This is a genomic window from Rhodococcus sp. MH15 (genome assembly GCF_019266045.1).
Lineage (GTDB): Bacteria > Actinomycetota > Actinomycetes > Mycobacteriales > Mycobacteriaceae > Rhodococcus_F > Rhodococcus_F qingshengii.
The window spans coordinates 25335-46372 of record NZ_LPNP01000057.1 but is presented as its reverse complement, the minus strand read 5'-3'; the positions used below and the strand labels follow the sequence as shown (position 1 = coordinate 46372).

Here is a 21038-nt window from a genome sequence, read left to right as displayed (position 1 = left end):
AGAACGGGAACTCGCGAGGCCTGCGCTCTCAGCGGCTGCCGTACTCAACCTGGTTCAGCACGGAAGAATCTGCGTTTCCGCTGCGGTCGATCTCGGGACGAGTGTTGTCCGACGCGGCGGCCGTGACACCGAAGATGACGCCGGCACCCAGAACGGCACCGATGACAGCGCTGGCCACACCGGGGACAAGGAACTTCGTCATCGCGGATCTCCCAATTGGTCGTTAGTCGGTCGTTCGCGGTCGGACGGACTTACCGGCCCGTACGAACTGCTCGGGTCAAGGTATCACCCGCACTCGAGAATCCGGACGATTACCCTCGTGACGTGCTGGTCAGTCGAGGGTTTCGGCACCAAGCGCGGTCAACAGAGTGCGCAGTTTCGTGGACGTCTCGTCGAGTTCGTCCTGCGGATCCGATTCGGCGACGATTCCGCCACCCGCGCTGGCCCAGGCAGTGAAGCCGTCTGCACCGATCTCGGCGCAGCGGATGGCAACCACCCAATCGCCGTCACCGGCCTCGTCGCACCATCCCACGGCGCCGCCGTAGAAACGCCGAGGTTCCTCGGTCTCGCGGATGACCTTCAGTGCCGTGTCAGTGGGTGTTCCGCACAGCGCGGGCGTCGGATGCAGCGCGATGGCGAGGTCGAGCGCAGTAGTGTCGTTTCGCAGTGTGCCGCGGATCGGGCTGGCCAAATGCCAGACCTCGTGAGTATTGGTCAGTTCGGGAGTTGCCGGCACCGACAGATCACTGCACATCGGTTGCAGGACCTGGCGGATCCACGACGTCACGAAGGCGTGCTCGGCCAGATTCTTCGTCGAATGCAGAAGGCTTTCGCCTGCCTCGCGGTCTTGATCGGCGTCGGCGGATCGCTTGGTGGTCCCGGCCAACGGGCGACACGTCACGACGCGCCCGCGTCGACTGACCAATACTTCGGGCGTCGCGCCGACCAGGCTGTGGCCCTCGAATTCGGCTCCCGCAGCAGAGAGGTCGACGGCAAAGGTGTTGGCGACGGGATTGAGCGCCGCCATGCGTGCGGCGAGCGCGGTTGGGGAGATCGGGGTCTGCGCGCGAAGTTCCACAGTGCGAGCCGCGACAACCTTGTCGATCTCTCCACTGCGGAGGCGTCCGATCAACTTTTCCACTCGACGAAGATGCTCCGACGACGACGGGATCTCCCGGTCAACTCGGGTCGTGGGCAGGGCCTGGGGATCGCGCGGTTGCCACGGCCGCGACGCGATCGTCGCCTCGGCGGGTTCGTACAACGCCGTTGCGGCAGCGGGGTCGAAGGGGAGCGCTCCGACGATCAGCTTTGTCGTACCTGCCGACAGAGCGTTGGTGGCCGCGTCGGAGCTGTCGAAGCTGCGTCGTACGCCGCGGGTGACCACGCTGTGATCGGGGCGCGAGAGAACAAAACCGTCCATGGTGCTTTCGACACTAGTCGGCCACGGATCAGGAATGCGCGAAGGTCACTTCCCCGGAGGGACGATCAACACCGGCCGATGACTGTGACGCAGAACATGATCCGCGACGCTGCTCTGCAGTAGCGACCGCAAACCCGTGGTGCCACGGGTGCCGGTCACGATGATGTCGACGTCCAATTCGTCTGCGGTTTCGCAGATTGCAGACCAGATCGCGGATCGGCACTCGGCGCTTCTGCCTTCGACGGTCAGGCCTGCGGCCTCGGCCAGTGCGACGCCCTCGGCGAGGGTGACTTTGGCGTCGGTGTACGCGATGTCCTCGACGTCGTCGTCGGGAACCCACTCCGGTTGCATCACCCCGGACAGGCCGGACATGCGAGCGGCCTGGCGAACCATCGGCTCCCAGGCAGTGACGAGAACAGCACGATTGGCGGAGAGGAAACGCCCCGCATAGTCGACTGCACGCTTGGCGTTGTCGGAACCGTCGTACGCGATGAGCATCAGACCTTGTGGCATCACGACCTCCTCGTCAGCGGGGGAATCGGTTCTCTTCCAGGCTACCGTCCCGATGTGCCCGTGAGGGAGTGTATGGGTACCGGGTCCGTTACGGTCGAGGTATGCGGATCAAGTTTCTGAAGGCTGCGACGACCATTGCTTTGTGCGGAGGGTTGGTTGCGGGATGCTCGGGCGAAAACGGGACCGCCGATCCGGTTTCGAGCGCCCCGACCAGCACCAGCACCGAGATCACGTCGACGCCTGCGGCATCGAGCTCCGCACCCGTCGCCGCATCGTGCGGTAGTGACCTTCTAGCCTCGCTGTCCTTGCGTCAGAAACTTGCCCAGCTGCTCAACGTCGGCGTCACCGGGACCGACGACGCGTTGTCGATAGTGCAGAACGAGGAGATCGGCGGCATATTCGTCGGAAGTTGGACCGATCAGTCGATGCTCACCAATCGCGAAGTGCCGCAGGTTGCTTCGGCGTCGAAGTTGCCGTTGATGGTGACGATCGACGAAGAAGGTGGACGGGTTTCGCGCGTCGCGGACATCCTCGGGCCCGATCCGTCGGCCAGGGAAACGGCGCAGACCATGACAGTGGAACAGACGTACCAGATGGCACTCGAGCGTGGACGCGGTTTGAAGGATCTCGGGATCACCGTCAACTACGCACCCGACGTCGACGTCAGCAGCCAACCCGACGACTCCGTGATCGGGGACCGCTCGTACTCCGACGACCCCCAGACCGTGGTTGCCTACGCCGGTGCGTACGCGCAGGGGATGCGCGACGCCGGAATCTTCCCGGTGATCAAGCACTTTCCCGGGCATGGCAGCGCGTCGGGTGACTCGCACCGGGGTGAGGTGACAACGCCGCCGCTACAGGATCTGATCGCGTCGGACCTGATTCCCTTCCGCGAGCTGTCGGGAACCGGAGTCGGCGTCATGATGGGGCACCTCGAGGTTCCCGGTCTGACCGAGCCCGGTACCCCTGCCAGCATCAGCCCCGCAGCCGTTGCGTTGCTTCGCGACGGAGTGGGTTACGGCGCAGCGCCGTTCACCGGCCCGGTGTTCACCGACGACCTCAGCGGCATGCAGGCGATCACCGACCGATACGATATTGCCGACGCGGTTCAGGCTGCGCTGGTGGCTGGAGTCGATCAGGCATTGTGGCTGACCACCGACGACGTTCCGCGGGTTCTCGACCATCTCGAGCAGGCCGTCGCGTCGGGTGAGCTTCCGCAGACGCGGGTCGATCAGGCTGTGGTCACAGTTGCCGCTGCCAAAGGTGCCGTGACCTGCTGAGTCGAAGTCAGGATTCGACGCGCAATCTTACCGTAGAGTAAGATCGACATTTACCCTGTGGTTGGAGGAAGCATGGCCGGCGGTACCAAGCGACTGCCACGCGCAGTGCGTGAGCAGCAGATGCTCGACGCGGCTGTGGACGTGTTCTCCGACAGGGGATTTCACGAAACTTCGATGGACACCATCGCGGCCAAGGCCGAGATCTCGAAGCCGATGCTGTACCTGTACTACGGCTCGAAGGAAGAGCTGTTCGCGGCGTGCATTCATCGTGAAGGACTCCGCTTCCTTGAGGCCCTCGCCCCGGCCGGCGCGCCGAACCTGACTCCGCGTGAACAATTGCGCGCCGCTCTCGAGGGCTTCCTCGGGTTCGTGGGCGCAAACCGCAAGTCGTGGATGGTGCTCTACCGTCAGGCCGTCGGGCAGCAGGCTTTTGCGGGCACCGTGCAGTCCAGTCGCGATCGGTTGATCGAGTTGACCGCGCATCTGCTCGAGTCCAGCACCAAGGATCCTGATGCCGCGCACGATTACGGGATCATCGCCATCGCGCTCGTCGGCGCCGGTGAGGCGGTAGCGGACCGGGTCGCGGGTGGGGAAATCGAAGTGGATGCCGCAGCGGATCTACTCGAATCCCTCGCGTGGCGCGGTCTGTCGGGCAAGAAGAAGTCCGAATAGCTCTCAAACCAATCTGAGCGAACGTACCTTTCAGCGCATCCAAGGCGCCGAAAGGTACGTTCGCTCAATTGGGGCGGGTGGGAACCCGACAAAACTCAGGTCAGCGCAGCGTCGCAGTGACGTGCGGGTAACCCTTCTTCGGGTGGCGCAGTGACAGATCCCAGCCGTCGTCGGTGCGATCAGCGTAGGCATTCAGCGTCGCCGGTAGCAGAATCGGCTTGCCGAAACGCACGCTGTAGGTGACCTTGTCCGCGACGGACCCCTCGACAGTCCGCAGAACTGCCGCGGCACTCCACATTCCGTGAGCAATGGTCTTCGGGAAACCGAAAGCCTTCGCGCCCAGAGACGAGACGTGAATCGGATTGCGGTCGCCGGAGACAGCGGCGTACTTGCTGATCGTGGTCTGGTCGACGCGGATGGTGCTCATCGGCATCGGCGGGACCTCGTCAGCCTTGGGCTCCGGACCGGGCTGGCCGGACAGGGAGGTCTTCTGCTGGTTCAGGAAGCTCGAGGTCTGTCGCCAGACCAGTTCCCGTCCCACCCGAATTTCGGTGATCACGTCGATCAGCAGGCCCTTGCGGTGCTCACGCAGGTTCTCGGCATGCACCGAGAGGTCAAGCGGTTCGCTGACGGAGATGGGCCGCAGTGATTCGATGACGTTCTCGGCGTGAACGGAGCCGACGGCGGCGAAGGGGAAGTCCTTCGACACCATCAGCTTCATCACGGTCGGGAAGGCCAAGGTGAAGGGGTACGTGATCGGCAGAGTGTCGCCGAACCGCAGTCCGGTCACGCGGCAGTACGCCGCCAGATTGTCGGTGTCGACCTTCAGTCCGGTGAGGGTGAAGGTCTGCTGTGGCACCGAGCGCGAGTTGGACTTGTTCCACGGCAACAATCCCAGTACCGCGCGGGAGTAGATGTCGAGGGTCTTCGGCTGCTCGGTGAGCGCGACGGTCTTTGTTGCCATCATGCGCCCAGGAGGCTCTGGCCGCAGACGCGAACGACCTGTCCCGTAACGGCATTGGAGGCCGGGCTGGCGAAGTATGCGACGGTCTCGGCGACGTCGACGGTCTCGCCGCCCTGCAGGAGCGAGCTCATGCGGCGGCCGGCTTCGCGGGTGGCGAAGGGGATGGCTGCGGTCATGGCGGTCTCGATGAAGCCCGGTGCGACGGCGTTGATGGTGATGTTCTTCTTCGCCAGGACGGGAGCTTCGGCGTGTACGAGACCGATGACGCCGGCCTTGGAGGTGCCGTAGTTGGTCTGGCCGCGGTTGCCCGCGATACCGGCGATGGAGGAGACGTCGACGACGCGGCCGCCTTCCTTGAGGGCGCCCTTCTCGACGAGGTGCTCGGTGATCTTCTGCGGTGCAAGAAGATTGACGTTCATGACCATGTTCCAACGGCCCTCGTCCATGTTGGCGAGGGTCTTGTCGCGGGTGATGCCGGCGTTGTGGACGATGATGTCCGCTCCGCCGTGACGCTCGAGGAGGTGAGCTGCGAGGACCTCGGCTGCGTCGGCTGCCGTGACGTCGAGGGCGAGGGACGTGCCGCCGACCTTGTTCGCGGTCTCGGACAGCGCTTCGCCGGCGGCCGGGATGTCAGCGCAGACGACGTGCGCACCGTCGCGGGCCAGGACCTCGGCGATGGTGGCGCCGATACCGCGGGCTGCGCCGGTGACGACGGCAACCTTGCCTTCGAGCGGCTTGTCCCAGCTTGCGGGCGCGACGGAATCTTCAGCGCCGACGACGATGACCTGGCCGTCGACGAAGGCGGACTTTGCCGAAAGGAGAAAGCGCAGAGTCGATTCCACGCCGGAGAGTCCGGTGGATGCCTTGGGGGAGACGTAGACCAGCTGAGCGGTGGAGCCGCGCTTGATCTCCTTGCCGACGCTGCGGGTGAAGCCTTCCAGAGCGCGCTGCGCGACATGCTCGTCGACGCTCGACGTTTCTTCCGGCGTCGTGCCGAGAACGACGACGCGAGCCGACGGTGCGAGGTTGCGGATTACGGGCTGGAAGAACTCGAACAGCTGCTCGAGCTCGCTGACCTGAGTGATTCCGGTGGCGTCGAACACGAGTCCACCGAAGCTGCTGTCGTGTGCCTGAGCCGCCGGGTAGTCGGAGAGCAGTACGCGAAGTGGTTCTGCGAGTCGACCCTTGCCGCCGATGAGGACAGGTCCGGCGAGTGCGGGTTCTCCTGCTTTGTATCGACGCAGGTTCTCGGGCCTGGGCAGGCCGGCCTTCGACGCGATGAATGCGCCGGGGGCGGACGAGAGGAACTGTGAATAGAGGTCGGGAGCTCCCTTGCTGGCTGCCACGGTCCTACCTTCTGTTGTGTTTCGGGTTGTCTCTCACCGGGCAATCGAAAGAATGCGGCGATAGACAAGTAACTTACTACTGAGTAAGAATAGTCTTCAACAGGTAATCGCACCATCCTTGGAGACGCAAGTGACAAGCAAAGCCCGTTCAAATGCAAAGCCCGCCGCACCGCGCACTGCACCGGCCGCAGCCGCTGCAAATTCTGCAGGTCAGCGCCGTCCGGTTGCGATCGTCGGCGGAAATCGCATTCCGTTCGCACGCTCGGACAAGGCGTACGCACAGGCGTCCAACCAGGACATGTTCACTGCGACGCTCGACGGTCTGGTGAGCCGATTCAATCTGCAGGGCGAGAAGCTCGGCATGGTCGTCGGCGGTGCGGTGCTCAAGCACAGCCGTGATTTCAATCTCATTCGCGAGTCCGTTCTCGGCAGCGCGCTGAGCCCGTACACGTCGGCGTACGACCTTCAGCAGGCGTGTGGCACGGGACTGCAGTCGATCATCGCCGTCGGCGACGCCATTTCGGCCGGCCGCATCGATTCGGGCATCGGCGGCGGCACGGACACCACGTCCGACGCCCCGATCGGCGTCAACGATCAGGCGCGCGAGTTCCTGCTCTCCCTCAATCGCGCGAAGTCCACGGGCGACCGCATCAAGCTGCTCGGCAACGTCCGTGCGGGCATGCTCGGCCTGGAAATTCCGCGCAACGGCGAGCCTCGCACCGGCAAGTCGATGGGTGACCACGCTGCGATCACCGCCAAGGAATTCGGCATCAAGCGCGAGGACCAGGACGAACTTGCCGCTGCCAGCCACAAGAACATGGCAGCTGCCTACGACCGCGGTTTCTTCGACGACCTCGTCACCCCGTTCCTCGGCCTGACCCGCGACGACAACCTCCGTCCCGGTTCGACCGTCGAGAAGCTGTCGACGCTCAAGCCCGTCTTCGGTACCAAGCTCGGCGACGCGACGATGACGGCAGGCAACTCGACGCCGCTCACCGACGGCGCTTCTGCAGTGCTCCTCTCCACCGACGAGTGGGCAGCCGAACGCAATCTTCCGGTTCTGGCGCACCTCGTCGATTCCGAAACCGCTGCCGTCGACTACGTCCACGGCAAAGACGGGTTGCTCATGGCTCCTACGTACGCGATCCCGCGTTTGCTGGCCCGCAACGGTCTGACCTTGCAGGACTTCGATTACTACGAGATCCACGAAGCCTTCGCTTCGGTGGTTCTGGCAACCCTGCAGGCCTTCGAGTCGGACGAGTACTGCAAGGAACGCCTCGGCCTCGACGGCGCATTGGGATCGATCGACCGAAGCAAGCTCAATGTCAACGGATCGTCCTTGGCTGCAGGTCACCCGTTCGCGGCAACCGGCGGACGTATTGTGGCTTCCCTCGCAAAGATGCTCGCGGAGAAGGGTTCGGGCCGCGGCCTGATCTCGATCTGTGCGGCCGGTGGCCAGGGTGTCACGGCGATCATCGAGCGGTAACCGCTCCACAATCTCCCCATGCGACTGAAAACTGCGCTCACCTGCAGTGATCGTCGCGAGGGGATGCGTAATCGGGGATCCGGCCACGAGGGGTGGCCGGATCCCCGAACTCTTTGCAAACTTTTTCGCGCAGGCGTGTAACGCTGCAGAATAGCTACCGATATTCATGACAGCCCCGTGTTGCTGCCTGACCCCCGACCTGGCAGCAGCGCGGGGCTCTCGTATGTCCGGATATCCTGTATTGAGTTGTCGGTGAGCGCCGCAGCGACGGTTGATGCAGCGAGGAGCCAACAGGTGAGTGACGAAGAGGGTCCGTCCGTCGAGAAGACGAACAGCGAGGACTCGTCCCTCCCGGAACAGGAACTCGAGTCGGTCGAGGAACCTCAGGCGGTCGAAGAGACCGAGTCGGTCGAGGAACCCCAGTCGGTCGAGGAACCCGAGGCCCCTGAGGACACCGAGGCCGTTGTCGAGGCTGAATCAGTAGAACCTGAACCAGCCGAAGCACCAAGGCCTGTCGACGAAGAAGCAAGCGATTCCACGGAAGCGACAGTCGACGAATCGGCAAACGAGGTCACCACCGTCATCCCTGTCGTCCCAGCGGAGGACGCACCGCCGTCGGAAGTAGTCGACGAGGTTCCGGCGACAGAAGCCATCGACGAGCAGACAGAGCAGTTCGAGCCCCCGGCAGTGGTGGTTCCCCCGAAGCCGCCGCGTCCCGAGTTCGTGCAGCAGTACGACACCCAGCAACTCGAACCCATCCAGCAGCAGTACGAGCCTGTTGTCCGAGAACCAGAGGTAGTTGCACCCCCGGCGCCGCAACAACCGGTGGTGCCCGCTTCGCAGTCTTCCCGCAAGTGGGTCAAACCGGCGATAGCAGTCGGCGCCATCTTTGCCGTCGCAGCGATTGCCTACGGAGTGGACATCTTCACCTCGTCCGGGAAGACACCACGCGGCACTCAGGTCGCCGGGGTGGACATCGGTGATCTCACGCCCGCCGACGCGGAAGCCACGCTGCGCGCCCAACTCGGCCCGAGGCTCGTCGAACCGGTAGCGGTACATGCAGGCGGCGTCGACTCCGAGATCGTTCCCGCGTCTGCGGGTGTGGACGTCGACTGGTCGGCGACGCTGTCGGGCGTGAACGCTCAGCCCATCAACCCGATCACCCGCATCACGTCGTTCTTCGGCTCCCGCGAGGTGCCCGTGGTGTCGGCAATCGACCAGGGTGCGTTGGATGCGTCGATGGCGCAGCTCGCGGCGAACAGCGATCGTGCGCCCGTCGAAGGTGCAGTCGTGTTCGAGAACGGGAAGGCGACTGGTGTTTCGCCCGCTGCCGGTCAGGCGCTCGAAACGCAGCAGGCGGGTTCGACCTTCGCCGCTGAATGGTCCGATGGTGGCGTCGTCGATCTTCCGGTCGACGAGGTTCCGGTGACGGTCACTCAGGCCGGTGTCGATCGTGCGCTGCAGGAGATCGCTATTCCAGCTGTCTCGGGTGACGTCGTGGTCAACGGCCGTGACGGCAAGGTCGCGACACTCGGCGTCGATCAGATCGGCGAGGTTCTGACCTTCACACCCGACGGCTCGGGTGGGCTGACTCCGCAGTACAACACGGATGCTGCGATCAAGATTCTGACTCCGCAGTTGGCGTCGACGGAAGTACAACCCAAGGACGCGTCGTTCACCTTCGCCGGTGGCAAACCGTCGGTTGTGCCCGGTGTCGTCGGTGATCTGATCAACTGGCCGGACACGGTCAAGGAACTTCCGGTTCTGTTGGGCAGCACGGCTTCTCGGGCAACGCCCGCCGTTTACGGACCGGTCCCGCCGGCGTTGACCACCGAAGCCGCGGAGGCCCTCGGCATCAACGAGGTGATCGGCGAATTCACTACCGGTGGTTTCGAATACGCGTCTGGTGTGAACATCGGCCTGGCCGCGTCGGAGATCGACGGGGCCGTGATCAAGCCCGGGGATACGTTCTCGCTCAACGAGTACACGGGCCCGCGCGGTGCGGCGCAGGGATACATCGAGTCGGGGATCATCAACAACGGTCGCCCGGACAAGGCTGTCGGCGGCGGTATCAGCCAGCTCGCGACGACGCTCTACAACGCGACGTATTTCGCAGGTATGGACGACGTCGCGCACACCGAGCACAGTTACTACATCTCGCGGTACCCCGAGGCTCGTGAGGCGACCATCTTCGATGGTGCGATCGACCTGCAGTTCCGTAATCCGGCGAAGACCGGCGTGATGATCGAGACGATTGCGACGTCGTCGAACATCACCGTTCGGATCTGGGGAACCAAAACTGTCGATGTCACGTCGACGACCGGCCCGCGGACGTCGCCGACGTCGCCGAACACCGTGACCTTGCCGGAGGGGCCTGGCTGTGTGGCTTCGAGCGGTGCGCCCGGGTTCACGGTCAGCGACACTCGCGTGATCACCGACCACGCGAGTGGCGCCGAGATTTCCTCGAACACCCGGACCGTCAAGTACGACCCGGTGCCGATCGTGAAGTGCGAGTAGGGAACTACTTGCCGACGAGTGGGCCGAGGGTGCGGCCCGCGAGGTCGACGATGCCTGGCTCTTCGCCGTTGGTGATCAGGTTGATCACGACGCCGTCGATGCCCTGGTCGAGGATGCGCGTCTGAACCTGCTCGGCGACGTCGTCCGGGCTGCCGACGAAATGGCGTTCGGTGGCCTTGGCGACCACGTCTTCCGGCGCCGTGGTGATGTCGAGGCCACGCTCCGCGAGAAACGTTCGCTGATGGGCGCGAGCCTTGTCGCCGTCCTCGTCGATCATCATGAACGTGAGGAAGCTGGTCTCGAGGGTTGCGGGATCGCGACCGGCTTCGTCGCAGCGTGCCGCAAGTGCTTCCATCTTGCGCGGCAGTTCCGACGGGTCGCAGATGATGTTGAGGTGATCCGCGAAGCGAGCGGCGAGGCCGAACGTCTTTTTCTCACCGCCACCGCCGAGCAGGATCGGCAGGTCGTCGCGAACGCGAGGCTCGTTGATGGCGTCCTTGACGTGGTACCACTTGCCGTCGAAGGTGGGGCGATCACCGCGGAGCATCGGCGCGATGATCTGCAGTGCTTCGTCGAGTTTCTGGAAGCGCTCGGTGAACGTTCCGAACTCGTATCCGAACGAATTGTGTTCGAGTTCGAACCAACCGGCGCCGATGCCCAGGATGGCCCGACCGCCGCTCACCACGTCGAGGGTGGTGACGGTCTTGGCGAGCATGGGCGGATTGCGGTAGGTGTTTCCCGTGACCAGTGCAGACAACTGGATGGTCTCGGTGGCCGTCGCCAGCGCGGAGAGCGCCGAGTAGGCCTCGAGCATCGGGGCGTCCGGCGCTCCGATTCCGGGGAGTTGGTAGAAGTGATCCATCACGAATGCAGTGTCGAAGCCTGCGGCTTCGGCTTCGCGGGCCTGCGCTATGACGGTGGGGAAGAGGTCCTTGACCGGACCGCCGTAGCTGAAGTTGGGCATCTGGTATCCGAGGCGAGTGCTCACCGTTTCGACGTTACTCGCGATCGGTTGACCTGGCACGATTTTACCAACTCTATGGATTCCGTTGTGCTGGGCAGACTTCCGGAATTCAGAGAAGTTCTTCGGCCGCGTCGCGTCGCTTGGCGCGCTGCTGGTGAAGTTTGACGACTGCGATTGCGATGCCACCGCCGATGATGGCGCCTACCAGCGCGCCGACCCAGGTTGACGATTCTTCGTACGAATCGAATTCGAGACGGGCCATGATTCCGACCGCGGCCACGAGGTAGAGCGCGATGCTGATCACCACGCGAGGGCGGCCGTAGGTGGACAGCAGGTACACGTCCACATCGCGGCGCTTCGCATAGATGATCGTGATCAACGAGCCGAACAACGCAACGATCAGCAGCGCGAGCGAGATCCACGCCCCTGTTCGGCCGGCGATCCAGGGCAGAATCGCCGAGCTGACGAATATTGCCCAGAAGACACTCTGGAGTCCCACCGCCGAGGCTTCGTTCCAGACGTCGCGCTGACGCTCGTCCTTGTAGAAGTCGTCGTCCAGATCGCCGACGAACCGCATTGCCTTCATCATGGTGCTCATGCCGTCTCCTCTGGAATTTCTGTGGTGAGTTCCGATTCGGGTAAGGGGAAGAGCGCTTCGACGGTGGTCCCCAGCGTCAGGGCCAGGCGAAGTGCCAGGTAGACACTCGGTGCATAGTCACCGCGTTCGACGGAGACGATGCTCTGTCTGCTCACCTGACCTGCCGTGGCCAGTTGCGCCTGGGTGAGGCCGGCGAGGCGTCGGTGCTCCCGCACGTTGTTGTCGCCGGCCTTTCCAGTCATGCAAAAAGTAAAGAATACTTGTCACTAGATGTCAAGTTTGCTTGTCATATGAGAGGCTGAAGAGCATGCGTGAACGATTTCTCGAGATCGCCCTGGCCAATCCGGTGGTCGCAACGATCGTGGATCGTGCGCCGAAGCTGGGATTGCCGGAGTGGTACCTGACGGCGGGTGGGCTCTTCCAAACCGTCTGGAATCACATCGACGGCCGTGATCTCGGCGCCGGAATCAAGGACTACGACCTGTTCTACTTCGACGCCGGCGATCTGAGCTACGACGCGGAGGGCCGTGTGATTCGTTCGGCGGCAGAACTGTTCGCCGATGTGGATGCCGATGTCGAAGTACGCAACGAAGCCCGCGTGCACCTGTGGTACGAGCAGCATTTCGGGATTCCCGGCGTTCCGTTCACCAGTTGCCGCGACGCTGTCGACCACTTCGCTTCCACAACTTGCTGTTTCGGGATCACCAAGGGATCGGATGGGACCTTGGACGTGTATGCCCCGCATGGATACGACGATCTTTTCGACATGATCGTCCGCCCCAACCCGGTGCTGGCGCCGCGAGAGGTTTACGAGGCCAAGGCAGCACGGTGGCGCAGGGAATGGCCTGCGCTGACCGTGGAGCCTTGGCCGGAGACCCTCGCCTAGACTTCGATCGGCGGATGCAGCCTGTCCATGGTCCATTGCCGATTTCGGCGTGAGAGGCGTGTCTTCCCTGGTCGCAGTGCGTCCGCCACGGCCACGAACTGTGGCCGATCCGTGTCGACCCTGCTGTCTCGTCCGTCCGTGCATGGAGACAACCGGCCGGATTCAACGCATCCAGCTGTAGTTCTGGTAGTTGAACCCCCGCAAGACCTTGCGCCTTTCGGAATCGTCTGCGCTAATTTCACGAACTTTCAGTGTGCTGCGACGTTCATCCATGATTGTCTGGGTCCCCTCATGGTGAAAATCTCTTCCGATATTTGGTGGATTGTTTCTAATACTTTACGTCTAATTCTTTAGTGCTAATAAGGTTTCTCCAATGTGAATAGCAATCATCACTAACAAATGAACATTCTACGGTGAAAGTGTGGTTTGTCTATGTGACTTTTCGTGCAACGTGCGATATATCGGAATATTTTCTGCTCGACGACTGTCGTGGCTTTTCAAACTTCTCGACTATTTGGATTGTCGGTTTAAACGCTTTGCATTCGATGCTCGAAATTTCATTGAGAAAAATATCGAGGTTGGACGAAAAATTTCTAGAACCTGTTCCCGGATGGACAAAATGTGAGTACGGTGACTCACGTCACCAGAGCTTCGGGTCCTGTTCAATGCGAGCTCTCACCAGGGCATTCCCTTTTAGGGAAAGCTGTAGCCCTGCGAGCAGGGCCATAAATGCGAAGTTGGCGATAGCCCCGAAGATAGCAGGTCGGTTGGTGGTAAGAGATGGTCAGAACAGATCGGGTTGGAGCGTTAAGGACTCCGCGCTCTCGCCTATGAATTGAACGCCTGGGGTCTATCAATTCAACCGAAGGAAGAACTCGTGAAGTTGACTGCCAAGAATTCCGTCAGAGGTGTCCTGCTCGGTACCGCAGCCGGTGCGATGGTGCTCGCCGGAACCGGTATTGCATCCGCTGCCACCGTCGGCGCTGCTGGCTCCGCCGTAACTCTTTCCGCATCCTCTGCGTATCAGGTATGTGGCAATTTCTACGTCGGCCCGGACGCCCACGTGGCGGGCGTGCCTTCTGGTGCCAAAGCGGTAGTGGGCGCCCAGGTCACTGGCAAGCTATACAGCTCATCCTCCAGCACGACTCCGATCACGACCTTCACCGCCACAACGAATGCCGCGGGTGGATGGTGCATGCAGGGTGACTCGGCGATGGCTAGCACCGTGACGAGCGGTGGTGAGGTCAGGATGTCCACCGACACTCCGACCGTGTTGGACGGCACAACAACTCGCACAGGGCAGTGGTCGGGCGGCGGGGCGGACGCCGTCATCGATGCAGGGGAGTTCCTCCTCCATGGCAATGCGTTCATCTTTTCGGATAGGGCCTCGAAGGTGAACTTCTACTACCAGTAAGTCGATCGGCTGCAAGGTTGATCGTAAGAACCTGGACGGGTTGGAGTGCGGGTCTCCGTGCTCCAACCCGTTCGCCGTATGACGCCGTGTTGCGAGTTCGGGTGTGTGTTTCGGCAATTGTGACAATGGGCGCGGGTGTCGCCAGGGAGATGGCGAATGCTGCTTCGGCTGTGACGAATGCAGGCCTGTCTCTGCGGCTTTGTCTCGCAGCCTGCTCGATGTAATTCGGTCGTCCGGCACGGATTGGACGGCATCGGTATCGTCTCGAAGTCATGGCTTATGGGCAATCGCCGTAAGGTTGGCTCGCAATCAATTCTTGTGCCACCGAATAGTGTTCGTGAAGCCGTGATCGGGAAGTTGGCTGCGCGACCTGAATCCGTGATTCGGGTGGCTTTCTGATCCTGCAAGCGGTTCCATCTCGCTTTCGGTGCAAAATTTCTAGTCCTAAAGATTTAATGAACCGAACTATAGTACTAGGACTTTAGTGCTAACTAAATGAATTCCATCTATGGCAAGAAAAATTCCTAGAACGAGTTCCTAATTTGCAAATTTTGGGTACAGTTGTCGGCACCACGAGGAGTTGCGGGCTTCCCCAAAACCTCGCTTGGCAACCACTGTTGTGCCGGATAAACCGACCTGGCCCCGCGCCACAGTCAGAGCAATTACCTACTGGAAACGGAGTAACAAATGTTAGGTCAGTTCATGGCCCTCCTGCGGGCATTTATCCCGTCCTTTGCAACATCGTTAGGCGACGGGCTTGATGGATTGAACGCCATCTCGCTCGACATGTCCGCGAGTGGAGGAGAGGGCTGATGGGATCCGTGCAGCAAGGTACCGCGTCGCTGGGGCAGACCGTAGAACAGATGCTTCCGATGTTATTTACATATCTGATGGATATCCCGCTCCAACTGTCATTCGGTTACCCCCGGTGACCCTGTTCAATCTGAGGAGAAACTAGATGTCGCTCAACGCAATGAGCACGGACCTGGCTGAACTTGCAACCATGACGTTCTACGCCCTTAGGTTTCCGCTTCAACAATTCCTTGTCGGACTCTCGTAAAGAAGGGTGAACTCATGTCGTCTGATTTCTGGACCGGAAGTGTCAAGAACACGCTAGCGTTTTACGGGCTGACGTTGGTCGGGTTGTGGACCGCATCAATGGAAGGCGGCGGGTGGGCAAGCCTCGATCGATGAGCGCGAAATAGAATATTCGACGTGAGCTGATCGGCAGCTCCGACGATATCTGAGATAGCCGAATGCAGACCCTGTCGTAAAGGTTCCTGGCAGGGTCTGCATCACGTGCGAGGCAGCTTCAAAACATGATCGTCCGCCCCTCCCGGTGCTGGCGCCGCGAGAGGTTTACGAGGCCAAGGCAGCACGGTGGCGCAGGGAATGGCCTGCGCTGACCGTGGAGCCTTGGCCGGAGACCCTGACCTAGACTTCGATCGGCGGATGCAGCCTGTCCATGGTCCATTGCCGATTTCGGCGTGCAGCAAGTGAACTGGCGCCGAGTGAGGCGACGAGAAGGCCGCCGAGGACGGCGATCGAGACCCACAGTCTCGAGTCGATACCGCCGACGGTGAGTTGTCGTAGCCCGTTCACCGCGTAGGTCATCGGGTCGAAGGGGTGGATGATCTGGAACGGTTTCGCGGTGGTTTCGACGGGATAGATGCCGCCGGCCGAAACCAGTTGCAGCATCAGGAACGCCAGGGTGATGACGCGTCCGACGGAGACTCCGAAGATGGCGTTGAATGCCTGGATCAACGCCATGTACGTGGCAGTGATGAGCATCAGGAATCCGACGGTGCCGAGGGCGTGTGTGGGGTGCAGGCCGACGGCGAAGTGCACGACCAGGTACATCACGATCACCTGGCAGATGCCGATGAGCAATGCCGGCCAGTACGAGGCGAGGACCACTCGCAGCGCGCCGAGTCCGTTTGCGATGGGCCGGTTCTGGAGCGGCTTGAGCAGCATCCAGGTGATGATGCCGCCCACGAACAGCGCGAGAGGCAGGAAGAACGGAGCAAAACCGGTTCCGAACGTGCTTGCCCGGTTCTCGTACGTCTCCTGTAGTTCGACCGGGCTGGAGAGGGTTTGAGCGGTTGCGGTTCGCTGCTGATCGCTCCAACTGGGGACCTGACCGGCGCCCTCGGTGAGTTTGGTCGCGAGTTCGGCAGACCCGGCACGGAGTTGCTCGGTGCCGTCTGCGAGTTTGGCTGCACCATCGGAGAGTTGAACGCTTCCGTCGGTGAGTTGAACCAGTCCACTACTGAGGGTTTGAGCGCCGTCGTTGACTTGCTGACCGCCGTCACGCAGCTGTACCAGGCCGTTGCGGAGTTCACCACCGCCGTTGGCCGCGGCGCTGAGCCCGGCTCGGAAGGTGCTCGACGGATCGTCGAGTTGGTAGGCGAGTTGTTGTGCACCGCTCTTGAGTTCGCCCAGTTGGCCCATGGTCGCTTCACCGAAACCCTGAGTGCGCAGCATGTCCTGGGCAGGCTCGAGGGCATTGGCGATCTGTTGGCTGACGGGATCCGGGTTCAGTCGAAGGCTGGCCACTGCCTGCCCGACCAGCTGTGCGACGTCTGCTTGTGTGTTCCCGAGGACACTCAGTTGGTCGACGACCTGGGTGACGCCACCACTGAGTTGGCTTGCGCCGTCGCCAAGTTGGACGGCTCCGAGATCGAGCTGCCCCAGACCGTCGGTCAGTGCGAGGACGCCGTCCGTGGCGGTGTTGATACCGGTCGAGAGTTGCGCTGTACCGCCGGCAAGAGTGGCTGCACCGTCACGTGCGGTAACCATGTTGTCGGCCAGAGTTTTCGAGCCCGACGCCAATTCGCCGGCTCCGGCGTTGGCAGTGTTCACTCCGGCCGAGAGCTGGAGCGCTCCGTCGGCGGCCTGCTTCAAACCAGCACCCGCATCGGTCAATCCGACCAGAACTGTTTCGACGGACTGCGCGCCGATCTTGTCGCTGACCTGACTGAGGACCTGCTGGGCGGCGTTTTGGCCGATGATGGTGCCGAGGTAGTTGTTGACGTCGTTGAAGGTGAACTGCAACTGAGCTTTGTGGGGGTCCTTGGTCGTCGGGGAGGCGACGGCCTCGCTGAAATTCTCAGGCAATGTGAGAGAGAAGTAGTACGTGCCGTCCGAGACTCCCTGAGCGGCTTCCTGCTGCGAGACCAGGTGGAGATCGAGCTCACCGGAATCGAGCAGCGCTTGGCTTACCTCGTCGCCCGCGTTGAGCTCCTGACCCTGCACCATCGCGCCGCGGTCGGTGTTGACCAGCGCGACGGGGACCTTGTTGACCTCACCGAACGGATTCCAGAATGCCCACAGGTACATCGCGCCGTACAGCAGTGGCATCAAGATGATGGTGACGAGTGCGATCCTGGGCATCGCGCCGCGGGAGAACCGCTTGAGTTCGGTTCCGAGAGACATTCCAGCGAGCATCGCGGTTACCTCGCCCCTTCTTGGTCGGGATTGGTGACTTCTTGGAGCAGGGTGACGGCATCGATGGGTGATCCGTCTGGCAGCGGGTTGACGGTCGACGCGATGATGGTCTGGTAGCTCCCCATCTCGACGAGTCGCTCGACGAGGTATGCGCGTTCGGAGTCGCGCCGCACCTGTTCGAGATCGTCGACGACAAGCAGGGCCGGCTTTTTCGTGTTCGCGACGGCGATACGCAGCAGGATCGCCTCGAGTTCCCCGAGATCGCTGACGTACCGGCCGAGCGCAGGTAACGGATGATCGCCGAAGACGGGAGCGCACACCGCTTCGAGTTCGCGGTCTCCGGCGCGTCCGATGAGCTTGTACCAGGGCGCATCCCAGCGAATTTGTTCGGTGATCAGATCGCGGACGGTGACGGATTCGGCAAGCTCGTCGATGTCCTCGAACCCGGCGACCCCGGCGATCTCGAAGATCTCGCGGGGACGCGTTCGACCGAAGACGGTCAGTGAGCCGGAACTGGCTTTCATTCGTCCGCTGAGTGTCAGAAGTAAGGACGTACGTCCTGAACCGGCCGAGCCTTCGAGGATGGTCACACCGCCCGCACGAATCTCGAGATTGACGGGTCCGAACACCGGCCCCCATGGGCCGTCGAGCGCCAAGTCCGTGGCGGTCAATGCCAGGTCAGGGGCGTAATCGGGTTGTGCGTGCTCTGGTGCGACCACGATGATCACCTGTCTGTTGATCTACTCGGCCTGCGAAAGAACCGAGTGCTGGTTCAGTGGACGTTCGTGCTCACCCAATCACATCGGTAGCGGGCGAGCGGTCCCATGAATGGGATGTGTCGGACACGTTCGACAACTTGAAGACCGAACGGTATGTATTCTGTTGGAAACGGAACGGGGGAGTCGAGGTGCCGGTTCGTAGACGCGGTATGTGTGCGTTACTGGTCATGGCCACCCTGTCGGTTGTCTCCTGTGCCGGCGAGCGCGAGTCGCCCCCGTTCGTGTCGAGCGAGAGGCTTTTCGAGTTCACCGGTCGCAATGTCGGACCCGTGACCGTTCCGCCCTTGCCTTCCGATCGGCACGAGTCCGAAGCAGCGCCGTACGGAGCCATCACCCTGTCCGGTGGGTGGAGCGGCGCAGCCAATGTCTCGCTGCCCGGATCCGTCACGTGTTTCGAGCACAACTGGGCGGATTCGCTGCCCGCCGGTCACCGCCAGTGGGCCTACGAGGTGCACACCAGTTCCTTTTACGAGTACGACGGCGGCGGCGAGTATCCGGGACGTGATTTCCAGTTGCAGGTCTACGTGAACGAAAAACCGGAACCAGGTCAGCACGGGTCGGCGATCATGAAGTTCTCGGATCAGAGCGGACAGTTCGTGTCCTTCGGGGGCGGTGACGACAAGTCCATCGAAATCGTCAGTTCTCCGGACCGCAGGCGCGTGGCGCTTTCCCTGGTGGGAAGGGCGGCACGGCCCGGCGAACAACCGACGACGTCCGTACTGTCCGCACAGATCAGTTGTCCGACCGTCGAGCGCAGATGACCTCGGATTCCATGGACTGCTGAGCATGAAAATGCCGGCCCCGAAACGTTCTCGGGACCGGCACTTTTCATGAATCAGGAACGAATCAGAATGCTGCTTCGTCGATCTCCATGATGTCGTTCTCGGTGTTCGCGATGATCTCGCGTGAAGCGGTGAGCTCGGGCAGGACGTTCTTGGCGAAGAAGGAAGCGATGGCGACCTTGCCCTCGTAGAAGCCCTTGTCCTTGTCGGAAGCGCCGTTGTCGAGTGCTGCGAGAGCGATCTCGGACTGGCGGAGCAGCTGCCAGCCGATGAGCAGGTCGCCGACGGACATCAGGAAGCGGACGGAGCCGAGGCCGACCTTGTACAGCTCGGTGGGCTGCTCCTGAGCTCCCATGAGGAAGCCGGTGAGCGTGGCGGCCATGGCCTGGACGTCTTCGAGTGCGGTGGCGAGCAGTGCGCGCTCCGCCTTCAGACGACCGTTGCCGGCTTCGCTGTCGATGAAGGTCTTGATCTGTCCGGCAACGTGAGCGAGCGCGACGCCGCGGTCACGAGCGATCTTGCGGAAGAAGAAGTCCTGAGCCTGGATGGCCGTCGTGCCTTCGTACAGCGAGTCGATCTTGGAGTCGCGGATGTACTGCTCGATCGGGTAGTCCTGCAGGAAGCCGGAGCCACCGAGGGTCTGCAGGCTGTCCGTCAGGTACTGGTACGCACGCTCGGAGCCGACGCCCTTGACGATCGGGAGCAGCAGGTCGTTGACGCGGAACGCGGTGTCCTTGTCTGCGCCCGAGACGAGCTGGGCGACAACCTCGTCCTGGTGAGCTGCGGTGTAGAGGTACACCGCGCGCAGGCCTTCGGCGTATGCCTTCTGCATTGCCAGGCTACGACGCACGTCGGGGTGGTGCGTGATGGTCACGCGCGGTGCTGCCTTGTTGGTCATCTGGGTCAGGTCTGCGCCCTGCACGCGCTGCTTGGCGTAATCGAGAGCGTTGAGGTAACCGGTGGAGAGGGTGGCGATTGCCTTGGTGCCGACCATCATTCGAGCGTGCTCGATGACGTCGAACATCTGGGCGATGCCGTTGTGGACCTCGCCGACCAGCCAGCCCTGTGCGGGGATGCCGTGTCCGCCGAAGGTGACCTCACACGTGGCGGAGACCTTCAGGCCCATCTTGTGCTCGACGTTGGTGACGAAGACACCGTTACGCTCGCCGAACTCTTCGGTCTCGAAGTTGAAGTGCGTCTTCGGGACGAAGAACAGGCTCAGGCCCTTGGTGCCCGGTCCGGCGCCTTCGGGGCGAGCGAGAACGAGGTGGAAGATGTTCTCGAACAGGTCGTCCGAGTCGGCCGAGGTGATGAAGCGCTTGACGCCCTCGATGTGCCAGGAGCCGTCGTCCTGCTTGATCGCCTTGGTGCGTCCGGCACCGACGTCGGAGCCGGCGTCGGGCTCGGTGAGGACCATCGTGGCGCCCCATCCGCGTTCGACGATGGTGGCTGCCCACTTCTTCTGCTCTTCGGTGCCGTTGTTGAACAGCACGTCCGCGAAGGCGGGTCCGGCCTGGTACATGTGCGCTGCAGGCTGTGCGCCCAGGATCAGCTCACCGATGGCCCACACGACGGAGCGGGGAACCGGCACGCCGCCGACCTCCTCGCTCAATCCCATGCGGTACCACTCGGCATCCCACAGAGCCTTGAACGACTTCTTGAAGGATTCCGGAAGTGCAACGGTGTGCGTCTCGGGATCGAAGACAGGGGGGTTGCGGTCCGCATCGGCGAAAGATTCGCCAAGCGGTCCCTCGGCCAGGCGTGCGACCTCTGCCAGCATGTTGCGGACAGTGTCGGCATCCAGGTCGCCCCAAGCGCCTTCGCTCAGTGGCTTCTCCAGTCCGAGAACCTCGAAGAGGTTGAACTCCAGGTCCCGAACGTTGCTCTTGTAATGGCCCATGTCTTCTGCTTCTCCCAGTGAGGTGGTGCGGTCCAGCACTCCTAGTACCGCCCGAAGTTTATTACTCGTC

Annotated in this window: 18 protein-coding genes; 7 read left to right on the top strand and 11 right to left on the bottom strand. The window is 62.2% G+C overall.

Annotation, left to right across the window (positions count from 1 at the left end; genetic code table 11):
* Window positions 1-28 precede the first annotated feature (28 nt).
* From ATN37_RS03880 to ATN37_RS03870, 3 genes are all read right to left on the bottom strand, one after another.
* Window positions 29-202: a DUF2613 domain-containing protein gene (locus ATN37_RS03880; RefSeq protein WP_003945488.1), complete on the bottom strand. Its 174-nt coding sequence runs from the start codon at window positions 200-202 to the stop codon at window positions 29-31.
* A 129-nt stretch (window positions 203-331) separates the two neighbouring features.
* Window positions 332-1420: an isochorismate synthase MenF gene (locus ATN37_RS03875; RefSeq protein WP_218694789.1), complete on the bottom strand. Its 1089-nt coding sequence runs from the start codon at window positions 1418-1420 to the stop codon at window positions 332-334.
* 45 nt (window positions 1421-1465) lie between these two features.
* Window positions 1466-1933 (bottom strand): universal stress protein, encoded by a 468-nt coding sequence (locus tag ATN37_RS03870; RefSeq protein WP_003945900.1) that lies wholly within the window; start codon window positions 1931-1933, stop codon window positions 1466-1468.
* Between the two features lie 101 nt (window positions 1934-2034).
* On the opposite strand from ATN37_RS03870, the gene ATN37_RS03865 reads away from it, so the two are divergent.
* On the top strand, window positions 2035-3213 hold the full coding sequence (locus tag ATN37_RS03865) for a glycoside hydrolase family 3 N-terminal domain-containing protein (RefSeq protein ID WP_058039141.1): 1179 nt from the start codon (window positions 2035-2037) through the stop codon (window positions 3211-3213).
* Window positions 3214-3285: 72 nt separating this feature from the next.
* Entirely contained in the window at window positions 3286-3885 is a 600-nt protein-coding gene (locus ATN37_RS03860) for a TetR/AcrR family transcriptional regulator (RefSeq protein WP_003945885.1), read from the top strand.
* 100 nt (window positions 3886-3985) lie between these two features.
* Here the strand turns inward: ATN37_RS03860 and ATN37_RS03855 are convergent, their stop codons facing one another.
* Together ATN37_RS03855 and ATN37_RS03850 are read right to left on the bottom strand one after the other, a co-directional pair.
* A complete protein-coding gene (locus tag ATN37_RS03855; protein WP_007734551.1) occupies window positions 3986-4849 on the bottom strand; it encodes a MaoC/PaaZ C-terminal domain-containing protein in 864 nt (287 codons plus the stop codon).
* A complete protein-coding gene (locus tag ATN37_RS03850; RefSeq protein WP_003945596.1) occupies window positions 4849-6195 on the bottom strand; it encodes a 3-oxoacyl-ACP reductase in 1347 nt (448 codons plus the stop codon). Before ATN37_RS03850 ends, ATN37_RS03855 begins: the two co-directional genes overlap by 1 nt.
* 130 nt (window positions 6196-6325) lie before the next feature.
* On the opposite strand from ATN37_RS03850, the gene ATN37_RS03845 reads away from it, so the two are divergent.
* Window positions 6326-7681: an acetyl-CoA C-acetyltransferase gene (locus ATN37_RS03845; protein WP_003945465.1), complete on the top strand. Its 1356-nt coding sequence runs from the start codon at window positions 6326-6328 to the stop codon at window positions 7679-7681.
* Window positions 7682-7975: 294 nt separating this feature from the next.
* Window positions 7976-10198, top strand: coding sequence for a VanW family protein (locus ATN37_RS03840; protein WP_218694787.1), 2223 nt, complete (start codon window positions 7976-7978; stop codon window positions 10196-10198).
* 4 nt (window positions 10199-10202) lie between these two features.
* On the opposite strand, the gene ATN37_RS03835 is transcribed toward ATN37_RS03840, so the two are convergent.
* The 3 genes from ATN37_RS03835 to ATN37_RS03825 form a co-directional block, all read right to left on the bottom strand.
* Window positions 10203-11186: an LLM class F420-dependent oxidoreductase gene (locus ATN37_RS03835; RefSeq protein ID WP_218694785.1), complete on the bottom strand. Its 984-nt coding sequence runs from the start codon at window positions 11184-11186 to the stop codon at window positions 10203-10205.
* An 85-nt stretch (window positions 11187-11271) separates the two neighbouring features.
* Complete coding sequence (locus ATN37_RS03830) at window positions 11272-11760, bottom strand: hypothetical protein (protein ID WP_218694783.1); 489 nt, start codon at window positions 11758-11760, stop codon at window positions 11272-11274.
* Complete coding sequence (locus ATN37_RS03825; RefSeq protein WP_054826520.1) at window positions 11757-12002, bottom strand: helix-turn-helix transcriptional regulator; 246 nt, start codon at window positions 12000-12002, stop codon at window positions 11757-11759. The genes ATN37_RS03830 and ATN37_RS03825 overlap by 4 nt, the downstream gene beginning before the upstream one ends.
* 65 nt (window positions 12003-12067) lie before the next feature.
* Between ATN37_RS03825 and ATN37_RS03820 the strand changes: the two genes are divergently transcribed.
* Complete coding sequence (locus ATN37_RS03820; RefSeq protein WP_218694781.1) at window positions 12068-12646, top strand: nucleotidyltransferase family protein; 579 nt, start codon at window positions 12068-12070, stop codon at window positions 12644-12646.
* A gap of 877 nt (window positions 12647-13523) precedes the next feature.
* Entirely contained in the window at window positions 13524-14060 is a 537-nt protein-coding gene (locus tag ATN37_RS03815; protein WP_054781872.1) for a hypothetical protein, read from the top strand.
* Between the two features lie 1434 nt (window positions 14061-15494).
* Here ATN37_RS03815 and ATN37_RS03810 read toward each other — a convergent pair.
* Window positions 15495-17507 (bottom strand): YhgE/Pip domain-containing protein, encoded by a 2013-nt coding sequence (locus ATN37_RS03810; protein WP_081557432.1) that lies wholly within the window; start codon window positions 17505-17507, stop codon window positions 15495-15497.
* A gap of 5 nt (window positions 17508-17512) precedes the next feature.
* Entirely contained in the window at window positions 17513-18235 is a 723-nt protein-coding gene (locus ATN37_RS03805) for an ATP-binding cassette domain-containing protein (protein WP_081557433.1), read from the bottom strand.
* 179 nt (window positions 18236-18414) lie between these two features.
* On the opposite strand from ATN37_RS03805, the gene ATN37_RS03800 reads away from it, so the two are divergent.
* Window positions 18415-19047: a hypothetical protein gene (locus ATN37_RS03800; protein ID WP_230359540.1), complete on the top strand. Its 633-nt coding sequence runs from the start codon at window positions 18415-18417 to the stop codon at window positions 19045-19047.
* 85 nt (window positions 19048-19132) lie between these two features.
* On the opposite strand, the gene ATN37_RS03795 is transcribed toward ATN37_RS03800, so the two are convergent.
* Window positions 19133-20968: an acyl-CoA dehydrogenase gene (locus ATN37_RS03795; RefSeq protein WP_007734578.1), complete on the bottom strand. Its 1836-nt coding sequence runs from the start codon at window positions 20966-20968 to the stop codon at window positions 19133-19135.
* Window positions 20969-21038: the final 70 nt, after the last annotated feature.